Source organism: Algimonas porphyrae (assembly GCF_041429795.1).
Lineage (GTDB): Bacteria > Pseudomonadota > Alphaproteobacteria > Caulobacterales > Maricaulaceae > Litorimonas > Litorimonas porphyrae.
The window spans coordinates 433,775-454,661 of the sequence record NZ_CP163424.1; the positions used below are offsets into that span (position 1 = coordinate 433,775).

A 20,887-nucleotide genomic window follows, 5' to 3' on the forward strand; every position below is an offset into this window, starting at 1 on the left:
GCCCGATGTGGGGGCTGCCCGCTCTGGATCAAGTCGCGTCGGGCGCATCCGGCGCGTAAGGCGGCGGGAATATCCGCCAGTCGGGCAGAATGCGGACCAGCTGATTGCGAACCGGATGCCAGGCGACACCGAGCAGCACGATCGCGCCGCCCAGCAGGATCAGGGTCAGAGACAGGGTCTGGCCCAGATCGAGCCCGGCCTGCCGGACCAGAAAGGCGATGGCCGCACCGGCATAGAACAGGGACGACACGATCAGAGCGCGGCGATTGATTGCCAGCCCGATCACGGTGATGATACCCAGCGCCGTCAGCACGATGACCGCATCGCTTTCCCGGAAAAGCAATGTCGGCACGACATCGAACAGGAAATCCGTCTTGCTGGCGACGGCGGATCCGACCAGCCCGTGAATGATCAGGGGCGCGGCCAGCAGGTGCAGCCAGAACGCATTATCGGCAAAGCGCGTGCGCCGATGCATATCCTGCCTGTCGTAAAGCAGGGCCACAGCGAAGACGAGAAGGCCGGACCCGATCATCACGATACCAAAATGGTTGCGCAACAGGGTCGGAGAGATCTGCGTCAGGGTTGCAAAGAGCAGATACAGCAGGGCGACGGCGATTAGCGCGATGCAGAAAGGCAGGCGTATACGCCAGTAGAATAGCGCCATCGCCGCAACGGTGATCAGCGCCGCCACAATGCCGTTGAGTGACGTCACACTGTCCAGTCCGGTCTGGATGAAGGCTAGAAAAGACAGCGCCGTGATCAGGGTCGGGAAGTGCGCGCGCTTCCGGCGCCCGAACCATTCCGCCATGATCCAAGCCCCGGCGGCGGCGAGCAGGAAAAACGGTCCGCCGCCCAGGAGTCCGGTGATGGTCGCCACACCGATTGCCAGCAGGACAAGGCCGATCCCGACAAAGATATCCCCGAAGGACCGCAGAAAGCGCAGCTCATCTTCATCGCCGATCACGGCAGCGGACCGGGATTGCGGTTCAAGGGCATCCAGCTCTGTGCGCATCGCGCGGGCCTGCGAAGCCGGAATGATACCGGCAGCCTCGGCCTTGTCGATCTGATCGCGCGTCAATTGCGTCATATTCGCAATGTGCCGCGCGCCGGAGATCGACGCAAGTCGAAGAATTGGAAAGGGTGCTTGACATGTAAAGGGAGCTTGTCTAAGTCAAGCGTACTTGACAAACTGGACACTTATTATGCGATTGCAGACTTTACTCATGACGGCGGCGCTTGCCCTGTCCCTTGGCGGATGTGGCGCGGCGGACCCGGCACCAGCGAAGAGTGCCGATCCGCAGGTCGGTGCGGCAGGGGCCTCTGTCGCCACTCTTTACAGTCAGGGCTGGCTGTCGGTCGAAACGGTCGGGAACGGCCCCGATGTGATCCTGCTACCAGGTCTGTCCAGCGCGAGTACGGTCTGGGACGCCACAGTGGCCGCGCTGAAAGACGATTACAGGCTGCACCGCGTCGATATTGCCGGTTTCGCCGGGCAACAGACGGGTGAGCCACGCGATGACATCATTGCGGGACTGGCCGACGATCTGGCGACCTATATCGACACGCAATCTGGCAATGCTCCGATCCTGATCGGTCATTCCATGGGCGGTTTCACGGCGTTGCATGTCAGTCGCGATCTGGGCGACCGGGTGCGAGCTGCCGTGATCGTTGACAGCCTGCCTTTCTATCCGCTCATCCTCGATCCCAATGCGACCGCGGACAGTGTCAGGCCGCAAGCCGAAGCCATGATCGCGCAGATGCGCGCCCTGCCCAAACCGGCCTATGACGCGATGCAGGCCCAGATGGTTACGCGGCTGTCGAAAAATACTGCCGCACAGACACGGATCGCTCAGTGGAGCGCTGAGTCTGATCGCGATGTCGTGCTGGACGCGATGGCAGAGCTGATGATGACGGATATGCGCCCGCAACTCGCGGATATCGTGCCACCGATTACCGTCATCTATGCGCATGACCCTCTCATGGGCCTTCCGCCCGAAACCGTCGATGCGCTCTACGCATCGGCTTATTCGGGCGTCCCGCAGCTGACACTGACCCGGGTGGATGAGAGCTTCCATTTCATCATGGACGATCAGCCCGACGCATTTCTAACCGCGCTTCGTCAAGCGCTCTCACACCACGAACAGTAATCAGGACTTAGGAGATTATCATGTCACAGAAACGCGCGCATCGTCGCTATACCTTCACCATGATCGGGGCATCGCTGGCCTATATTGGCAGCGTTATAGGCGTGGCCTTACTGACGGATGATGCGGACCCGCTCACGCCACTCACCCTGATCGCCGTTTTTCTTCCGGGCATTCCGATCCTCTATATGCTGTGGGCGATGTGGCGCTATCTCAACGAAGTGGACGAAGTCGGACGCCATTTTCTGACCCGGGCCTTCATGATGGCGCTCTTCGGCGCACTGGCCATTTCCGGGGTCTGGGGTCTGGGGGAACTGTTTCTAGAAGCGCTGCCGCGCCTGCCCGTCTTCTATATCTTCCCGATCACAATGGGACTATTTGGACTGGCCACGGCTTTCGGTCCAGCCCGGGGAATGCATTGTGCATAACCGGCTGAAGGAACTCCGGGCAGCCCATGGCTGGTCACAGGCCGTGCTGGGGGATCATCTCGACATCTCCCGGCAAAGTGTGAATGCCATCGAGACGGGTCGGTATGACCCGTCTCTGCCGCTGGCGTTCAAGATCGCGCGCCTGTTCGGAGAACCGATCGAGGCGATCTTCGACGACGAAGAGAATGATCAGGCCGTGGCCGCGCAATAGGCGCGACCGCCTGCGCGATCTGCAACCATCCCGTCTCTGCTAAACCATCGCGCTCACTTTACCGCGCGCGGTCCGACGACTATCGCGCGCCCATGACCAGGCTCGATCAACTTCCCGTCATCATTGGTGCCGGACAGGATATGCGGCCCGTGCCGACTGATCTGACGGACGCGGCGACGCCGTCCGATCTGGCCGGACAGGCGCTGAGGCGCGCCTTTGCCGATGCGGGGATTGCACCGCGCGCCATCGATATCTGCTATGCCGTGCGTCTGTTCGCCGATAGCGGCCCGATTTTTCCAAATCCCTTTGGCGGGTCGAGCAACTTTCCGGCCAGTGTCTGTGAGGCGGCGGGCAGTTCGGCCAGACGTCATATTTACGACTATGTCGGCGGGGAAACACCGCAGGTCTTCGTCGCCAATGCGGCGCGGCATTTTATGGCCGGCGAGGCCGAAATCGTTGCCGTGGTGGGGGCGGAAGCCGCCGCGAATGTCCGTGCGGCGCAGCGCGCTGGCGTGACCCTGAACTGGGCTGAAACCCGGAACGAACCGCTGGAGGATCGCGGGCCGACGCCGCCGGGCAATCAGGACAGTTTCGGGTTTGGCGGCTTCATGATTACGCCGCAGGCGATCAGCCATCGCATCGTGACTCCGACGCTTTATTACGCCCTGATGGAATCGGCCCGACGCGCTGCGCTGGGCGACAGCAAGGCGGCCTATGCCGAGCGCATGTCCGCAATCTGGCAGGAGTTTTCAGCTGTCGCGGCAAAAAACCCTTACGCCTTCGTCAATCAGAAAGTGACGGGCGCGGATATCGTCAGGCCCGGCCCGGACAATCCAATGATCGCCAGTCCCTACACACGCGCCATGATTGCGCGCGACGGGGTCAATCTGGGGGCAGCCATCTTGATAACGACTTACGGCACGGCCAAGCGGCTCGGCGTCTCCGATGTGACCTTCCTGTACGGCCATGACCAGTCCTCGGAGCCGCCACCCCTGATGCGCGCCCGCCTCGACCGGGCGGAGGCTCAGACACGCGTGCTGCAGAGTGTCGGTCGCGATGCGGACATGTATGATCTCTATTCCTGCTTCCCAATCGTTCCGCTCGAAGCGAGCCGGATCCTGGGGCTCAATGGTGAGACACGCCCGCGCACCCTGACAGGCGGGTTGCCATTCTTCGGTGGGCCGGGGAATAATTACTCGCTCCATGCCATTGCCGAAGCTCACTCCCGCGTGCGCGGCACGGACAAGACGGCTGTGATTTACGCCAATGGCGGCATGGCCACAAAACATGCCGCCGGACGCTATGGCGGTCAGCCGCCGGACGCGGTCCAGCTTGACGAAAGCCCGCAATCGGACGCGGCTGTGCCTGTGCATTCGGACGCCGATCCGTCCGGCCGAATTGCCGCCTATACGGTTGAATATCGGCGCGGCGAGCCGACCGGCGTTCTGATCATCGGAGAAACTGCAAAAGGATCGCGCTTTTATGCCCGGGCTGGCGCGGAACATGCAGAGACGTTTACCATAGATGACCCACTCGGCGCGGCGTTTCAGACGCAAACGAAGGGAGGGCAGAATCTGCTAACCCGGGTTTAACCCGCATCTGCTAGGGACTTGGCATGTCACGACCCGGTTTGATCCTGCTTACTGCAGCCCTGTCGCTGTCCCTTTCGGCCTGTATGTCGTCGTCCTATTATGGGCCATATCCGGCTCATTCCGGCCCTCTGTCCTATTCTGCGCCCTCTTCTCCGGCACCTTCGATCTCGTCGACACCCGCGCCGTCTGTCCGCACGGTGCTGCCACCGGCGCGCACGATCGGTCCGGTCGGCCCCACGCCGCAGGGTGTGACGCCCATGCTGGCGGATACGGTTATTTTCGACCAGACGGATAAGCGCTGGGGCAGTGACCCGCTGGGCAATAGTCGCGGCAATCTGGCTAGAGAAGGCTGCGTCGTGACCTCGGCGGCGATGGCCATGACCAATCTCGGCTATTCGATCGATCCGGGTGAACTGAACAGGCGTCTGCGCGAAACCGGCAATTACACGCCGCGCGGCTGGCTGATCTGGAACGGCATTGCCGAAGTCTCGGGCGGTCAGCTCAAGGCGGAATTCTACGACACAGTCAGCGAACCGCTGATCCAGTCCTGTCTGGCGCGCGGCGACTATCCACTGGTGCGCTTCTTCCTGCCCAATGGCCGGGCCCACTGGGCGATGATTCTGGGACGGACGGAGCAGGGCTACAAGATGCGCGATCCCCTGCGCGTATCGCGCAAGCCATTGATCTTTCCGCGGGACAGTTCCGCCTTCAAGTCCCTGCGCTGCATCGGTCGCGCCTAAGCCTGCCTGCAGCGCCGCAAGACGGCCCCGATACATCCCGATCTGACTGCCGCAGCCCTTCGCTGCCGGAAGTGAGCGCATCCTTCTATCCAGTGATATTGTGCGTCATGCCCGCCTGCTGCGTTGCAGGTGGTCCAAAGCAATGACGGCAGAAATGATTGTCAGGCAGAAAGTTCTTGATTTGTTCTCTCCAATCTGATTGCTTGCGGGCGTGGACAGGAGGAGCCGATGGTGGCCCGGATCAGTACGGTGGCTTTTGAGGGCGCGGATGCGCGCCGGGTCGATGTTCAGGTTCAGGTCGCGAGCGCCGGACGCCCGCATTTCGCCATTGTCGGTCTCGCCGACAAGGCGGTGGCGGAAAGCCGGGAACGGGTCACGGCAGCCTTCTCCGCATTGGGCCTTTCGCTGCATGGCAAGCGGGTGACGGTCAATCTGGCCCCGGCCGACCTGCCGAAGGAAGGCGCGCATTACGATCTGCCGATCGCGCTGGGTCTGATGGGGGCTCTGAATGTGGTCCCGGCGGAAGAATTGGACGGGTTCGCCGCGATTGGCGAGCTGGCCCTTGACGGAACATTGGCAGGCGTCCCTGGGGCGCTGCCGGCCGCGGTCATGGCGAACAGCCATGATCTCGGACTGATCTGCCCGGAGCCCAATGGGGCAGAAGCGGCGTGGGCCGGGGACCTTCCCCTGCTCGCGCCGCGTACCCTGATCGGGTTGATCAACCATTTCAAAGGCTCCCAGGTTCTGGCCCGGCCCGAACCGGGCAAGCTGCTGGATGCGGGATCGGATGGTCCGGACTTGCGCGATGTCAGAGGGCAGGAGACGGCCAAGCGTGCGCTGGAAATCTGCGCGGCTGGCGGTCACAATCTTCTGATGGTCGGACCACCAGGCTCGGGTAAGTCGATGCTGGCCGAACGGCTGCCGGGCTTGCTTCCGCCGTTAAATGCGCGCGAATTGCTGGACGTGTCCATGGTGCATTCCGTGGCCGGTCTGCTGCAGCGCGGCGAATTGACCCGGGCCCGTCCGTTTCGCAGTCCGCATCATTCTGCCTCCATGGCCGCGCTGGTTGGCGGCGGGGCGAAAGCCCGACCCGGCGAAGCGTCGCTCGCGCATCGGGGTGTGCTGTTTCTCGATGAATTGCCCGAATTTGCGCCGCAAGTGCTCGATAGTCTGCGCCAGCCACTGGAAACCGGCAAGATCGCGGTCGCCCGGGCCAACGCCCATATCACCTATCCGGCACGCTTCCAGCTCGTCGCGGCGATGAATCCCTGTCGCTGCGGCACAGCTGGGGCTGACGGGATTGCCTGTCGCCGGGGGGCGCGCTGCGCCTCTGATTATCAGGCGCGCGTCTCCGGTCCCTTCATGGACAGGATCGATATTCAGATTGACGTTCCCGCCGTCACGCCTGCCGATCTGGCCTTACCGCCGCCTGCCGACGGCACGGCGGAGGCTGCCGCGCGTGTCGCGCAGGCGCGTGAGCGGCAAACGCAAAGAAATGACGGACTGACCAATGCCGAACTGCCTCAGGACAAGCTTGACTGCGTCGCCGAGCCCGATGCGGATGGTCGGCAGCTGATCGTTCAGGCCGCGGAAACGCTGGGTCTGACGGCGCGGGGCTATCACCGCACGCTACGCGTGGCGCGCACGCTGGCGGATCTGGCCGGGTCGGAACGTGTTCATCGCCTCCATATTGCTGAAGCCCTGTCCCATCGCCGGGCGCCATCTGGCGGCGGGACAGTGGCGGCGGCGCATAAGCCCCAGCCCCGCCGCGCACCCCGGAACCCGCTTTACAGGGGATGACGCAAGATCGGGGCCGCCGAAACGTGGCTGAAAAAAAGCGCAGTAGTAAGACGAAATTAAGGATGTTTCGTCACGGCAAAATTCCAGATCGTGCGGCATAGTCCGCTCGACCTGCCAAAGGACCCGTGATGAACCGCTCGCCGGACGACATATTCGCCGCCCAATTCTGGGCTTGGCCCGACCCCGCCATCAAGCGCGATGCGCATGGGCGGGTGCTCTTCATCAATGCCGCATTCCTGCAATTATTCGGCGGATCGGTCGAAGCTTGGCAAGGTCAGACGGTTCAGGGCTGGGCCCCGCCTCAGCCCGGCCCTACGCCAGCCCGGTTCGAAATCCGCACACCCGCCCAGCCCGGACAACCGGAACAGGTTTATGACTGGCTTGAACTGTGCGGGCCAGATGGCAGCGCCTTTGCCTTGGCCCGAAACGTCACGGCGTTCATGACCCAGGCGTCCGGCCCGGCCACCAATCCGGCAGACCCGGTCGACGCTGCGCCTGTTTTCGATGCCACCCAGCCACCATCGGCCCAGCCCGAGGCGCAGCATATGGCGGCTGCACCCGCTCAGACGACGGTGCAGCAACCCCCGGCTCAATCCCCTGTAACGACGCAGCCTCGGATTGAGGCGCAGTCTGACAATACGGCACAGGCACATGCCGGGTCTTACGCTCCCGCCGACACGCACGCACCCGTCGACGTCCTGACCGCAGCACCGGCGGCTGCACCGCCCGCCCGTCCCGATATTGTTCCTGCCGCGCCCCTTGCACAGCCGCCACAATTGGCACAGCCGCCACAACAGCCGCCCGAACCCGCGCAACCTGCCGCCAGCCAGCCGCCTTTCGATCAGTTCTCCGCAGAAACCATGCCGCCAGCGCCTGCCGCCGCGGCCGCCGACGAACCGCGCGAAGTGGCGCGCCGTGCTTTGCCGATCGAGGATGATGAAGCGGTCCTGGGCAATAACTGGCGCGATGCGGTGATTGCCAAAGCGGTCGGTGATGACGACGGCGACGATCTCGTCAGCAATCTTCTATCGCCAGATGAGCCGACTCCGAAAGCTTCGGCCAATGCGATCCGGATTCTCCTGGCCGAAGACAATGCCATCAATGCGTTGCTGACGCGCACGCTGCTCGAGGCCGACGGCCATACGGTCGAAACGGTCGAAGACGGCGTTCTGGCCGTCGAAGCCATGAAGACGCAGAATTACGACATGATCTTCATGGATATGCGCATGCCGAACATGGACGGTCTGGAGGCAACGCGAAAAATCCGCGCGCTTCCCAACGTGTCCAAGGATTTGCCGATCGTCGCCCTGACCGCGAACGCGTTCGATGATGACCGCAATGCCTGTTTCGATAGCGGCATGAATGATTTCATGACCAAGCCGGTCAGTGCCGAAGAACTGTCGGAAATGGTGGTTCGATGGACCGCCCAGGTTCCCCAGGAACAGCGCTTGGCCGGCTAGACCGCGCCCCGGTCTCGCCGGCTCTCCCGGGCCACCCGGATCCATTCGACCAGCGCCAGAATACTTGCCACCCCGCCAAAAGCGGCACAGATGACGAAGGCGCGCGCAAATCCATCCGTTTCGATGATTTGCCCGATGGCCGGACGCCCTAACGTTCCCAGCAGCATCACCAGGCTGGCCAGCAAAGCATATTGTACAGCGGCATAGCGCTTGCTGACAATCGACGATACATAAGCGACCGATGCAGCGCTGGCGAGGCCGACCGCGATGTTCTCGAGTGCGATCACGCTAGTCAGGCGTGCCATGCGGATATCCATGCCGAACGCTTCGAAGAGATGGTCGATCTGCAGGGTCATGAGAACAGGATCGGTGAAGCGCGCACCGAGCGCCAGATCGGCAAAGAGCAGATTGGTCGCCGCTGCCAGAACCGCACCCACGAAAAAGACCGGCATGCGGCCAAAGCGGATCATTGCCAGTCCGCCGAGCGCAATGCCGAAAATTGTAGCGAACACACCCATAAGTTTTGACGCAAAGCCGACTTCGGTCAGCGTATGGCCGAGCGCGCCGTAATTCTCACCCAGATAGAAGGGGTAGGCGAAACTGCCCCAGATCATGTCGGTGAACCGGTACGACAGCACGACCGCGAGGATCAGAATAGCCGCCCAGCGCAGCCGCCCGACCAATTCCATCATGGGCTCGACGATTGCGGAATAGAGGGCGAACATCAATGCTGATTGCGCCTTGGCATCGGCTGGCGGCGCACTGGCGCGCTGGTTCAGCCAGACCAGAATGCCGGACATCACACCGAGCCAGATCACGGTCAATCCGACGACCCAGGGGCCACGGGTTCGCGTAAAGGTCTGCGCGCTGTTGTTTTCGGGATCGGTCAGCGCAGACGCCATGAAATCGGCCAGCATGTAAAAGGCAATAATCCAGCCTGCGAGCACGAGCAGTGTGCCGATAGTGCGCTGCGCGGCCGTCAGATTACCGCCTATTCCGGACTGGTCGAGTTCCGCGGTTTCGATCTGGGTTGGTTTCGCCAGAACGATGCCGAAACCCGTCAAGGCCAGCAATCCGGTGATCATCAGAAAGGTCGGCTGCCAGCCGACATGATCGGCCAGAATCAGCGCGAAAAACCCACCAACCATGGAGGCGATGCGGTAACCGAACTGTTCGACGGACGACAGGATATCCAGATGGGTGCCGTCCCGCGCGGCTTCGATCCGCCATCCCGCCAGAACAATATCGAAACTGGCGGACGCGATCGCGATCAGAATGCTGATGAGTGCAATCAGGCCCAGACTTGAGGGAGGATTGGAGAGGGAGAGAAAGAACATGCCAATGACGCCAGCAGCCAGGAAGATCGTCATCCAGGTCCGTCGCGGGCCGAGCTTCAGCCCAAATGGTGTGCGTCGACTTTGCAGCGCGGCTGCCCACATGAATTTGAACGAATAGGCTAGGATTGCCCAGGACAGCAGACCAATCGCCGTCGGCTTGACGCCAACCGTGGTCAACCATGCATTCAGCGTGCCGCCCACAGCGGCATAGGGCAGGCCGGACGCCAGTCCCAATATCAGCATGGCGAGGACCTGACGGTCACGGAACGCCAGTTTCAGAGCCGCCGACATTTTCGTTTTCGGCGCAGGGACGGTTTCGGCGGTCATGTCAGTCACACTGCCGCATAGGTCAAAGGGTCCCATCCGCCAAGCCACGCCTTCGCAATGATCGCGTCGACCTGAGGAAGTCGTGTGTAATCGCCCCTCTGACGGGGCTGCAGGCTTGCACGCTCTGGCGGATTGCGACACGCTATGCCCGTCATGAGTCCCACGCCGAACGACACCAAAGCGAAGTCCGCCAAACCGACACCCATGATGGTGCAATATCTGGCGATCAAGGACGAGGTCGGGCCCGAAGCGCTGCTTTTCTACCGCATGGGCGATTTCTACGAGCTCTTCTTCGACGATGCGGTTCGCGCTGCTGCGACACTGGATATTGCTCTGACGAAACGGGGCAAACATGATGGCCAGCCCATTCCCATGTGCGGCGTCCCCGTTCATGCGGCTGATGCCTATCTGGCGCGGCTGATCAAGGCGGGATTTCGTGTCGCTGTCTGCGAGCAAACCGAAGACCCGGCAGAAGCCAAAAAACGCGGATCCAAATCCGTTGTCCGGCGCGAGGTCGTCCGTCTGGTCACGCCAGGAACCCTGTCCGAAGATACACTGCTGGATGCCCGGGATGCCAACATACTGGCAGCCATCGTAACCGGATTGAGCGGCGATGCAGCGCTGGCCTGGGCGGACATATCGGACGGCAGTTTCCGGACCTGTTCGCTCGCCCCCGGAGACCTGCTCGCAGAAGTCATGGCCTTGCGACCGAGCGAGCTATTGATTCCCGAAGCGCTCTATGCGGACTGGGCGGACCACGGCCTGACCCTGACGCCACTCGCGGCGAGCAAATTCGACCGGCGGTCGTGCGAACGGCTCCTGTCCGACAGGTTCGACGTAGCCTCGCTGGACGGGTTCGGGGATTTCAGCCCTGAGGAGCGCCGCGTTGCAGGCGCACTGGTCGATTATATCGAGCTGACACAGGCAGGCGACCGGATCGCCCTGTCGCCGCCGCAACGCCGGGTGCGGGGCGGCTGGTTGTCGATCGATAGCGCAACACGCAACAGTCTGGAAATCGACCGGACCCTGCAGGGGCAACGAAAAGGTAGCCTGTTATCCGTCATCGACCGGACGGTGACCGGGCCCGGCGCCCGTCTTTTGGCAGCGCGCCTGTCGCGTCCCCTGATGGATCTGGCGGACATAAGGGCGCGGCTGGACGGCGTATCGCAATTACATGACGAAGCGGCGTGGCGTACGGAATTGCGCGATCAGCTGAAGGCGACGGGCGATGCGGCGCGCGCCTGTTCACGCCTGCAGCTCGGACGGGGCGGTCCGCGCGATCTGGTGACGATATGTCAGGCCCTCGCCATGGGTGAAACGATCAATGCCGGTCTGGCCAGGCGACCGGCGGTTGCGCCCGTTGCGGAAATAGAGGCGCAATTGCGGACCCTGTCTCTGTCGGACAAGCCCGAACTGGCCAAGCTCGTCCGCGATCTGTCCAAGGCGTTGGTGGCGGACCCGCCGCTGCAGGCGCGCGATGGCGGGCTGATTGCACCGGGCTGGTCCCCTGAAATCGATCGGCTGCGTAGCCTGCGCGACGAAACGCGGCGTTCCGTTGCGGCGCTGCAGGGCCGGTATGCGGCTGCGACCGGAGTGACGACCCTGAAAATCAAGCATAATAATGTGCTCGGCTATCACGTCGACGTCAGTCCGAAACATGCCGACACGGTCTTGGGGCGCGAAGATTTCATTCATCGTCAGACGCTGGTTTCGGGTGTCCGCTTCACGACCACGGAACTGGCGGAGCTGGACCGCGATATTGCCGGGGCTGCCGACAAGGTGCTGGCGCTGGAACTGGACGCGTTCGAAACCTTCCGCAGCCGCGTGACGGCGCTCGTCGAACCGGTTCGCCAGGTCGCCACAGCCTTGGCGGCGCTAGACGTCTATGCGGGTTTGGCGCTGTGGGCGCTGGAAAGCGGCGCGACCAAACCCACGATCGATGACAGTGCCGTCTTGGAGATTGACGCCGGGCGACACCCGGTCGTCGAGGCCGCTTTACAACGCCAGTCGGCGACGCGCTTCACGCCGAACGATACGTGGCTGGACGGGGCCGCGCCGCAGGACGCGAAGGGATGTCCGCGACTGGCACTGATCACGGGCCCTAATATGGCCGGCAAGTCGACCTATTTACGCCAGACCGCGCTGATTATCCTGCTGGCTCAGGCCGGGTCCTTCGTCCCGGCGGCCCGCGCGCATATCGGTCTGGTCGACCGATTATTCTCACGCGTGGGCGCATCGGACGATCTGTCCAAGGGGCGCTCCACCTTTATGGTCGAAATGATCGAAACGGCGGCCATTCTCAATCAGGCGACGGAAAAAAGCTTCGTCATTCTGGACGAGATCGGGCGCGGCACGGCGACATTTGACGGCCTGTCCATTGCTTGGGCCGCAGTCGAACATCTGCATGGTGTCAATCGCTGCCGCGCCCTGTTCGCCACACATTATCACGAGCTGACGGAACTGGTCGCGTCCCTGGATGGGGCGAAGAACCTGTCTCTGCGCGCACGCGAACATGAAGGCGAACTGATCTTTCTGCATGATGTGCGCGACGGAGCTGCCGATCGCTCTTACGGCATTCAGGTTGCCAAGCTGGCGGGGCTACCCGCTGCTGCCGTTGCGCGCGCGAAAGCCGTGCTGGAGCGGCTGGAAGCGGACGGCACGGATCTCGGTCTTTCGGACCTGCCACTTTTCACCGCCCAGCTGCCTGTGATTGCGGCCGAACCGAGCGCGGTGGAAGCCGCGCTACGCTCTATCGATCCGGATACATTGTCGCCCCGGGACGCGCTGGACCTGCTCTATGCGCTGAAATCGAAGCTGGGAGAGGGCTGATGCCACGCCGATTGCTGAGCATCCCTGAGCGCGAAGCGGCTCCGGATACGGGCATTGAGGGCGATATTCTGCGTCAGGACCTGAGTGCAGCGGCGGACCTCGCGGATTCGCGCAAGGCCGTGCTGAGCATTCTGGGCGAGACGCTGAGCGCGGCCATGGAACTGGCACGCGAACGATTTGACCGAGGGCGTCTAGATGGGTTGGAGACCGCCCGGCTGATCTCCGCCATTCATGACGACATCGTCATGGCGCTCTGGGACTATGCGACGACCCACGAAATCCGGGCGTCGAACCCGACGGAAAGCGAACGCATCGCCCTCTGCGCCGTGGGGGGATATGGCCGGTCCGAAATGGCGCCCTTCTCGGATCTCGACCTGCTGTTTCTGACCAATGACAAGAAAGCGTCGCCCTATGTCGAACGGCTGACGGAATTCGTGCTCTACATGCTATGGGATCTGGGCCTGAAAGTCGGCCATGCGGTTCGCACGGTGGATCAGTCGATCAAACTGGCCAAGGAAGACCAGACGATCCTGACGGCCTTGCTGGATGTGCGGGTTCTGCGCGGAGATCGCGCGTTGGCCTCCGAACTCTATACGCGATTTCGCCGCGACATCACCAAAGGCTCCGGTCGCGCCTATATCGCCGGAAAACTGTCCGAACGCGATGACCGTCACGCGCGGGAAGGTCATTCGCGCTATGTCATCGAACCGAACATCAAGGAAGGCAAAGGCGGGTTGCGCGATCTGCACGTGCTTTACTGGATCGCCCGCTATCTCGACCGCGAGGGCCAACTGGCAGATCCGCAGCAGGCCGAAGACTATGTCGGCATGGGTCTGTTCGACAAGGCGGCTGCCACACGCTTTCAGAGGGCCGCCGACTTTCTCTGGCGGGCGCGTCACAATCTGCACTGGATGAGCGGACGTGCGACGGAAACCCTGTCTTTCGACCGGCAGGTCGAGCTGTGCCGCCTGATGGGTCACGCGTCCGGTCCCGTCGAAGTCGCGGTGGAGCGCTTTATGCGCGAATATTTCACCAACGCCAAGGAAGTGGGCGCCCTGACCCGGATCGCCTGTGCGAAGCTGGAAGCCAGCCGTGCGATCAAGATACCCAGCCTGTATGCATTGCTGCCCGGATCGCGCCGTGATCTGAAAAATCCGAACCTGACGCTCACCCATGGACGGCTGAATTTCAAGGACCCACTTTTGATAAAAAATGATCCGGGGGTCATTCTGCAACTGTTCGAGACAGCGGGTCGGCGCAATCTCGACATTCATCCGGACGCGCTGTCGGCCATCAATTTCCGGCGCAATTTGATCGACTCGGATTTTCGCCGGGATCCCGATAATGCGGCTCTGTTTCAGCGTCTGCTGCAGACGGCGAAAGCCCCGGCGGCAACATTGCGCTTGATGAACGAAGCGGGCGTGCTGGGGCGCTACCTGCCGGAATTTGGCGGCATCGTGGCCCGGACCCAATTCAACATGCATCATGCTTATACGGTCGACGAACACACGCTGCGGCTGGTCGATCAGGCGGATAATCTCTTCGATGGGCGTTTGGAGGACGAAATTCCCGGTCCGACCGCCGTCGCAAAAAGCCTGAACAAGGCCGACCGGGAAATCATTATGCTTGCCTGTCTGCTGCATGATACCGGAAAGGGTCAGGGCGATCAGTGTATCGAAGGGGCGCAGCTCGCCCGTAAGGCCTGCCGCCGTCTGGGTCTGCCCAAGGACACGGTCGATACGGTCGCCTGGCTGGTCCGGTCGCATCTGGAAATGAGCGAAGTGGCGCAGCGCCGCGATATTTCGGACCCGCAGACGATTGACGACTTCGCCGCTCTGATGGGCAGTCAGTCGCGCCTGAAGCTCCTTTATGTGCTGACGGTCTGCGATATCCGGTCTGTGGGTCCGGGCGTCTGGAACGACTGGAAAGGCACATTGCTGCAGTCGCTCTATCTGACCACACGTGATTATCTGGAAGGCCGGACCGATTTGGACAGACCGGCCCGCGCCGCCTCTTTGTCTGAGCAGTTGCTCGATCGCCTGAGTCCGGACAGGGCGAAACGGGTCGAACCCATTCTTGACCGACTCGGCCCGAATTACTGGCTGTCATTCGATATGACCGATCTGACCCGGCATGCGCGGTTCATCGACCGGCAGCTCGAAGGCGGCGCTCCGGTCGATGCTATACTTGAAGGCGTTCATACCCGGGTCGACCGTCCGCATGACGCGACAGAACTCTGGGTACTCTGTGCGGACCGGAGGGGGCTGTTTGCCGATCTGGCCCATGTGATTGCGTCGTGTGGCGCGTCCGTGGCGGGCGCACGCCTGCATACGGGTCCAGTCGGACCTGAAGGCACCGCTCAGGTTTTCAACGTCTTCTATCTGCAAAACACCGATGGGCGGGCTTTCGGATCGCGCAATGAGTCAGGACGGGTGAATCTGATCGAGCGCGCCAGGTCGGTGCTGCACAAGTCCAATGACCGCCTGTCCATTCCGACCCGGATCGGATCCCGCCGCGCCGATGCGATCCCCGTCGTGCCGCGCGTCCGCTTTTCCGATTCCGCGCAGGGAGATATCACCATTGTCGAAGTCGAAGGGCGTGACAGGCCAGGTCTGCTCGCCGCGCTGGCTGCCGTTCTTCGCGACAATGATCTGGATGTGCTGTCCGCGCATATTGAGGGTCTGGGCGAAAAAGCCGTCGATGCCTTCTATGTGCGGCGTCAAGGTCCGGACGGCCGCCTGTCTAAAGCTGATCGCCGGCGCGTCCGCGCCGACCTAGTTGCGGCTCTGTCGGACCCGGAAAGCGTAGCCGCCTGATGCGTCTTTTGCGCTCGACCGCCATCATTGCCTCGCTGACGCTGGTCAGTCGGGTGATGGGCCTGGTGCGCGACGTCCTGATCGCCAGATTTCTCGGGGCCGGGCCGGTCTCCGACGCTTTTTTTACGGCGTTCAAGCTGCCCAATGTGTTCCGCCGCATGTTTGCCGAAGGGGCCTTCAATGCCGCCTTCGTCCCGCTTTATGCCAAACGTATCGAGCAGGAGGGCGAAGCAGCGGCCGACAGGTTCGCCTCCGAAGCGGCGACAGCCTTGTTCGTGACGGTCGCCTTGATCGTCATCCTGTTCCAGATCACCATGCCCTGGTCGCTCAATATTATCGGTTTTGGTCTCGACCGGGCCGTCAATGAAGACGGGATTTCGCCCTATTATCTGGCCGTTTTCTTCGCCCTGATTACCATGCCCTATCTACTGTTCATGTCGATGACGGCCCTGTTTTCGGGCGTGCTGAATACGCGCCATAAATTTGCACTCGCCGCTGGTGTGCCGATCCTGCTCAATGCCTTCATGATCACGGCGCTACTGGTGACGCCGCGTTTCGGTGCGGAGCAGCGGGACATCGGCACGGCGTTGACTATCGCCATCACCCTGTCGGGCATCGCCCAAGCCGCCGCCGTGATCTGGGGGGCCAAGCGGGCGGGAATGACGTTGCATATCCGGCGGCCGCGCCTGACTCCGGGCGTAAAGCGCCTCGTCATACTGGGTGTGCCCGGGATTATCAGTGCCGGGATCACGCAGATCAATCTGGTAGTCAGCCATTCCATCGCCACCTTGCAAGATAGCGCCGCGAGTTGGTTGACCTATGCCGACCGGCTCTATCAGTTGCCGCTGGGCATGATCGGGATCGCCATGGGCGTGGCCCTGTTGCCATCGCTGTCGCGCTCGTTGCGGGCCGGTGACGGTGTCTCGGCCATGAGTACACAAAACCGCGCGGTCGAACTGTCCATGCTGTTCACACTGCCCGCGGCCATGGCGCTCTTTATCGTGCCGGACATTCTGATTGCGGGCCTGTTCGAACGCGGGGCCTTCACGGCGGATACGACGGAACAGGTCGCCAAGGCCTTGCGCTTCTTTGCGCTGGGATTGCCGGCTTTCGTCCTGCTAAAAGTCCTGACGCCGGCCTTTTTCGCGCGGGAAGATACACGCACCCCGATGATCTGGGCGGCGATTTCCGCCGTCGTGAACATCACGCTTGGCTATACCCTGTTCGTCACCGTCGGCTTTGAAGGGCTGGCGCTGGCTACATCGGTCGCGGCCTGGATCAATGTTGCGGGCCTGAGCGTATTGCTGATGCGCAGTCGTCACCTCGTAACGGACCGTCGTCTGCGTCAGCGATTGCCGCGCATCATGATGGCCGCATCCTTCATGGGCGGATTTCTCTACGGGGCGCGTCGACATGTCCCCGATCTGGGCGAGGCCGGATTGCTGATGGACGGGCTGGCTCTGATGCTGCTGACCGGGGCGGGCGGGTTCGTCTTCCTGCTTGCCGCCATGGTGCTTCGCGCCTATGGCCTCGCCGACATTAAAGACGCCTTCAAACGATCATGACCGCTGCTATGGACGCTTCAGATTATCAGGGCCCAGAACGGGTCTTCTCCGGTGTGCAACCGACGGGGTCGCTGCATCTGGGTAACTATCTCGGCGCGCTGAAGAAATTCGCGCGGCTGCAGCATGATCATGATTGCCTGTTCTGTATCGTCGATCTGCATGCCATCACCATGCCTGTCGACCGGAACAAGCTGGCGGACCAGACGCGCCATATTGCGGCAGCGTTTCTGGCGGCGGGCGTCGATCCGGACAAGGCCAGCGTCTACGCCCAGTCCGCTGTGCCGGCCCATGCCGAGCTGGCTTGGTACTTCAATTGCGTCGCCCGCATGGGCTGGGTTCAGCGCATGACCCAGTTCAAGGACAAGTCCGGCAAGAATGCGGAAGCCGCCAGCGTCGGTCTTTTCACCTATCCTGTCTTGCAGGCCGCCGACATTCTGGCGTTCAAGGCGACGCATGTCCCAGTCGGCGAGGATCAGAAACAGCATCTGGAACTGTCCCGCGACATCGCCGCGAAGTTCAACCGCGATTTCGGCGAACCGGCGGACGAGCCCAACTTCTTCCCCCTGCCAGAGCCGCTGATCGACGGCCCCGGGGCACGGGTGATGAGCCTGCGCGACGGCAACAAGAAAATGTCGAAGTCCGACCCGTCCGATGCCTCGCGGATCAATCTGACGGATGATGCGGAGAAGATCGCGAAAAAGATCCGCAAGGCCAAGACCGATTCCGGTCATGTGCCGGACACGATCGACGGGCTGGAAGGCCGGCCCGACCTGGCCAATCTTGTTGGCATCTATGCGGCATTGGCCGATATGACGGACGCGGCAGTCCTGGCGCAGCATGCCGGGTCGCAGTTCGGACCTTTCAAGGCGGCGCTGGCTGATGTCGCGGTCGAAACACTGCGTCCCGTCGGCGATCTGATGCGTCGCTATCTGGCAGACCCGGACGAGCTCGACCGGATCATGGCGCGCTCGGCCGACACCGCCCGGAACATTTCAGAGCCAATCATGGCGGATGTCCGTCGGATCATCGGCTTTCACGGACGCTGATTTTCAGGATTTACCCTCACCTCGGGATTCTCTCATGACACGACTGCTCCTTGTTACGACTGCGGCACTGATTGTGGCGGCCTGTTCCGACGCGAAAACCGCATTGCCGGACGATGCCACACCTGATGCGACAATCACCGCCTCCGCCAGCTCCGCCGTCACCATTTCCGATGCCTATATGCTGCCGCCGCTGATCGGCCGGAATGTCGGGGCCGCCTTTTTCGTTGCGACTAATGACGGGGTGACAGACGCCCGGATCATCTCGGCGTCCAGTCCGGTCGCGGACACGGTCGAGCTGCACACCCACACCATGACGGACGGCGTTATGGCGATGCGCGAAGTCGATGGGATCGATATTCCGGCAGGCGGCTCCGTCGTGCTGGAACCGGGCAGCCTTCATCTGATGATGTTCGGGATGGCGGTCGCAGAAGGTCAGACGGACGCGCCCGTCACTCTGACCTATGCGGACGGTGAGACCGTCACCCTTATCGTCCCGGTCCGGAGCCGCTAGCAAGCCTATCCGGAAGGTCGAGCCGGCCTTCCGGAGCAGCTTCGATCCAGGCCAGGCGGCGCTGCAGATTCTGCAGGCGGATGCTGACGGGCGGATGGGTTGCGCTCAGGGACTGGCTTTCGCGGTGGATTTCGATACCGGCTTCCCAGCTCGCAACCGTCGTGGCGACGTCATAGCCCGCATTATGCATCAGGATCAGCGCATCGCCATCCGCTTGCAATTCCATATCCCAGCGCGACATGTCGCTCGTATGGCCGCGCAGCGCGTGGCTCATTTCATGGGCAATGATCAAGGCCAGCCCGGCATCATCGCCGACCTGATCGATCAGCGCAGTCGACAATTCGATATCGCGCCCATCGGTTGACGCGTTCAGCCGGTCCGACGCGATGACATAGGTAGGCGCGATACAGGCCAGTTCGGCCTCGAGCCTGACGGTTTCCGGACCTTCATCTCCGCGCAGCACGAGCGGAGCGTCGTCTTCGATCGGCCAGCCCGACAGGATTGTCTCGCCGGGCTGTAGCCGCGCCCTGTCGCCTGGCGAGCCGGGCACAATACTGCGGATCGACTGTCCCCGCTCCGAGAGCGGTAAAAAATGCAGGGCGAGCGGTCTGATGCCTTCCGGATAATCCAGCAAGCTGTGAACGCTCAGCCCCGCATCGAGGCGCGTGCGCTGACAAAGAGGTGCATTCGCCACGCGCAGTCGGCGACTGATCCGGTCAACCCGTGCCGCCCTGGCCTGATGATCCAGCAGACGCCGCCGGAATTCGGCGTAGCGATCCGGTTCGCGCTGAAGCCTGTCCGTATTCAGGACCGTGCCGGATGTGGTGTCGACGGCAGGGCCGGTGTCGGTGGTTTCGCCGGGTTGATCCGTCTCGGCCTGATCATCGGCTTGCGCCGGGGAGCAGGCGCAGAGCAGCAGCAGCACGACAGGTCCGACAAAGGACGTCCGTATGACGGACTTACTCACCCTCAGCGTCCGCCTTGAAGTTCGGCACGAGCGGTTCACCCGCGGCCTGTTTGGCACGGATTTCCCCGCGCGCAGCGGCGATACGCAGATAGCGGTCCGGGAAGGTCGGATGGGTTTTGGCGCGGTTGACAGAGCGGGGGTCGACATCCGCGAGGCGACGCCAGAATGTCTCGACCCCGTCCGGATCGAATCCGGCGCGAACCATGTAATAAAGGCCGACATAATCGGATTCGGACTCAAACGGGCGCGTATAGCGCGTTGCGAATCCGGACAGGATGAGATTGCCGATTACCTTGCGAATATGGCCCATCGTATTGTGCGCCAACTCATGGCCAATCACCATGGCCAGCTCGTCATCGCTCTGGGCGAACTCCATCATGCCCGTCGTCACCGTAATGTGGCGTCCGTCGGCAATCGCATTGATGGCTGCGCTGGAACGCAGGCGAAGACGCGAATGGCAGAGCGTCTGCGGCTCAACCGTGATTGTCCGTCGCTGGCCGTCGCGATCGATGGACAGGGCGGCGCGTTCGGATGACAGCGCGTCCTGCAGGGCCTTGTCGGTTGCATCGACGGCCTTCTCGTCGATCAGAATGACATCGCCCTGTTTCAGCCCGGCAATATCTGCAGGACTGTTCGGGATGACGTGAAATATGCTCGGACGATCCAGCACGCCCAGCTCGCGCCGCGCTGCGATACGCATCTCCTTGGCATAGCTGTCATCGGAATGGATGATGACGCCGATGTCGCGGCGGGTTTTGGGACAAAGCTCGGCATTGGCGAGAAGAATGCGGCGACCGATGCGTGATAGGCGATGGCGGTGCGCGGATTGGACCTCGAGGGCCCGGCTTTCCTGTAGCAGCGATTCTGCCAGCAGATCGGGCGCGCTGATCTCCGGCAGGCGCGTCGCCGTGCTGGCGCACCCGGCCAAAGCGGTCAGGGTCGCAAGGATGATCGCCGGAAATCGCAGAGACCGTTTCACGCCCATACCATGCCCAATGCAGGAGTGCGGTCAATGCGAAGACTGCGTCTCATCCGTCGGAAAAGCCTGGGGTGCGGCAATTTTGCCACTCAACTCTTCGTCAGCCTCTTGCAGCGGGTCCATGCCCACGCCAGA

At 62.2% G+C, this 20,887-nt stretch carries 16 protein-coding genes; 12 read left to right on the forward strand and 4 right to left on the reverse strand.

Annotated elements, in window-relative coordinates:
* Positions 1–28: 28 nt before the first annotated feature.
* On the reverse strand, positions 29–1,087 hold the full coding sequence (locus tag AB6B39_RS02190; RefSeq protein ID WP_284371377.1) for a hypothetical protein: 1,059 nt from the start codon (positions 1,085–1,087) through the stop codon (positions 29–31).
* A 115-nt stretch (positions 1,088–1,202) separates the two neighbouring features.
* Between AB6B39_RS02190 and AB6B39_RS02195 the strand changes: the two genes are divergently transcribed.
* The 7 genes from AB6B39_RS02195 (at position 1,203) to AB6B39_RS02225 (ending at position 8,375) form a co-directional block, all read left to right on the forward strand.
* Positions 1,203–2,147: an alpha/beta fold hydrolase gene (locus AB6B39_RS02195; protein WP_284371378.1), complete on the forward strand. Its 945-nt coding sequence runs from the start codon at positions 1,203–1,205 to the stop codon at positions 2,145–2,147.
* Between the two features lie 20 nt (positions 2,148–2,167).
* The gene (locus AB6B39_RS02200) at positions 2,168–2,572 is read left to right on the forward strand and encodes a hypothetical protein (RefSeq protein ID WP_284371379.1); all 405 of its coding nucleotides are present in this window, start codon (positions 2,168–2,170) and stop codon (positions 2,570–2,572) included.
* Positions 2,565–2,783 (forward strand): helix-turn-helix transcriptional regulator, encoded by a 219-nt coding sequence (locus AB6B39_RS02205; RefSeq protein ID WP_284371380.1) that lies wholly within the window; start codon positions 2,565–2,567, stop codon positions 2,781–2,783. Before AB6B39_RS02200 ends, AB6B39_RS02205 begins: the two co-directional genes overlap by 8 nt.
* A gap of 92 nt (positions 2,784–2,875) precedes the next feature.
* Positions 2,876–4,375 (forward strand): hypothetical protein, encoded by a 1,500-nt coding sequence (locus tag AB6B39_RS02210; RefSeq protein WP_284371381.1) that lies wholly within the window; start codon positions 2,876–2,878, stop codon positions 4,373–4,375.
* A 23-nt stretch (positions 4,376–4,398) separates the two neighbouring features.
* Positions 4,399–5,115 (forward strand): hypothetical protein, encoded by a 717-nt coding sequence (locus AB6B39_RS02215; RefSeq protein ID WP_284371382.1) that lies wholly within the window; start codon positions 4,399–4,401, stop codon positions 5,113–5,115.
* Positions 5,116–5,343: 228 nt separating this feature from the next.
* Positions 5,344–6,915 (forward strand): YifB family Mg chelatase-like AAA ATPase, encoded by a 1,572-nt coding sequence (locus AB6B39_RS02220; protein WP_284371383.1) that lies wholly within the window; start codon positions 5,344–5,346, stop codon positions 6,913–6,915.
* A 128-nt stretch (positions 6,916–7,043) separates the two neighbouring features.
* Positions 7,044–8,375 (forward strand): response regulator, encoded by a 1,332-nt coding sequence (locus AB6B39_RS02225; RefSeq protein ID WP_284371384.1) that lies wholly within the window; start codon positions 7,044–7,046, stop codon positions 8,373–8,375.
* Here the strand turns inward: AB6B39_RS02225 and AB6B39_RS02230 are convergent.
* Positions 8,372–10,048, reverse strand: coding sequence for a hypothetical protein (locus tag AB6B39_RS02230; protein WP_284371385.1), 1,677 nt, complete (start codon positions 10,046–10,048; stop codon positions 8,372–8,374). The two genes, AB6B39_RS02225 and AB6B39_RS02230, sit on opposite strands and share 4 nt — an antisense overlap.
* A 135-nt stretch (positions 10,049–10,183) precedes the next feature.
* Between AB6B39_RS02230 and mutS the strand changes: the two genes are divergently transcribed.
* Genes mutS through AB6B39_RS02255 form a run of 5 tightly spaced genes read left to right on the forward strand, consistent with a single transcriptional unit; the run spans position 10,184 to position 18,806 of the window.
* Positions 10,184–12,868, forward strand: coding sequence for a DNA mismatch repair protein MutS (gene mutS, locus AB6B39_RS02235; protein WP_284371386.1), 2,685 nt, complete (start codon positions 10,184–10,186; stop codon positions 12,866–12,868).
* Positions 12,868–15,684, forward strand: a complete 2,817-nt coding sequence (gene glnD, locus AB6B39_RS02240; RefSeq protein ID WP_284371387.1) for a [protein-PII] uridylyltransferase — start codon at positions 12,868–12,870, stop codon at positions 15,682–15,684. The genes mutS and glnD overlap by 1 nt, the downstream gene beginning before the upstream one ends.
* On the forward strand, positions 15,684–17,249 hold the full coding sequence (gene murJ / locus AB6B39_RS02245) for a murein biosynthesis integral membrane protein MurJ (RefSeq protein ID WP_284371388.1): 1,566 nt from the start codon (positions 15,684–15,686) through the stop codon (positions 17,247–17,249). Before glnD ends, murJ begins: the two co-directional genes overlap by 1 nt.
* The gene (trpS, locus tag AB6B39_RS02250) at positions 17,246–18,295 is read left to right on the forward strand and encodes a tryptophan--tRNA ligase (protein WP_284371389.1); all 1,050 of its coding nucleotides are present in this window, start codon (positions 17,246–17,248) and stop codon (positions 18,293–18,295) included. Before murJ ends, trpS begins: the two co-directional genes overlap by 4 nt.
* 34 nt (positions 18,296–18,329) lie before the next feature.
* The gene (locus AB6B39_RS02255; RefSeq protein ID WP_284371390.1) at positions 18,330–18,806 is read left to right on the forward strand and encodes a copper chaperone PCu(A)C; all 477 of its coding nucleotides are present in this window, start codon (positions 18,330–18,332) and stop codon (positions 18,804–18,806) included.
* On the opposite strand, the gene AB6B39_RS02260 is transcribed toward AB6B39_RS02255, so the two are convergent.
* Together AB6B39_RS02260 and AB6B39_RS02265 are read right to left on the reverse strand one after the other, a co-directional pair.
* The gene (locus AB6B39_RS02260) at positions 18,781–19,773 is read right to left on the reverse strand and encodes a M48 family metalloprotease (protein ID WP_284371391.1); all 993 of its coding nucleotides are present in this window, start codon (positions 19,771–19,773) and stop codon (positions 18,781–18,783) included. The two genes, AB6B39_RS02255 and AB6B39_RS02260, sit on opposite strands and share 26 nt — an antisense overlap.
* On the reverse strand, positions 19,766–20,752 hold the full coding sequence (locus AB6B39_RS02265; protein WP_284371392.1) for a M48 family metallopeptidase: 987 nt from the start codon (positions 20,750–20,752) through the stop codon (positions 19,766–19,768). The genes AB6B39_RS02260 and AB6B39_RS02265 overlap by 8 nt, the downstream gene beginning before the upstream one ends.
* Positions 20,753–20,887: the final 135 nt, after the last annotated feature.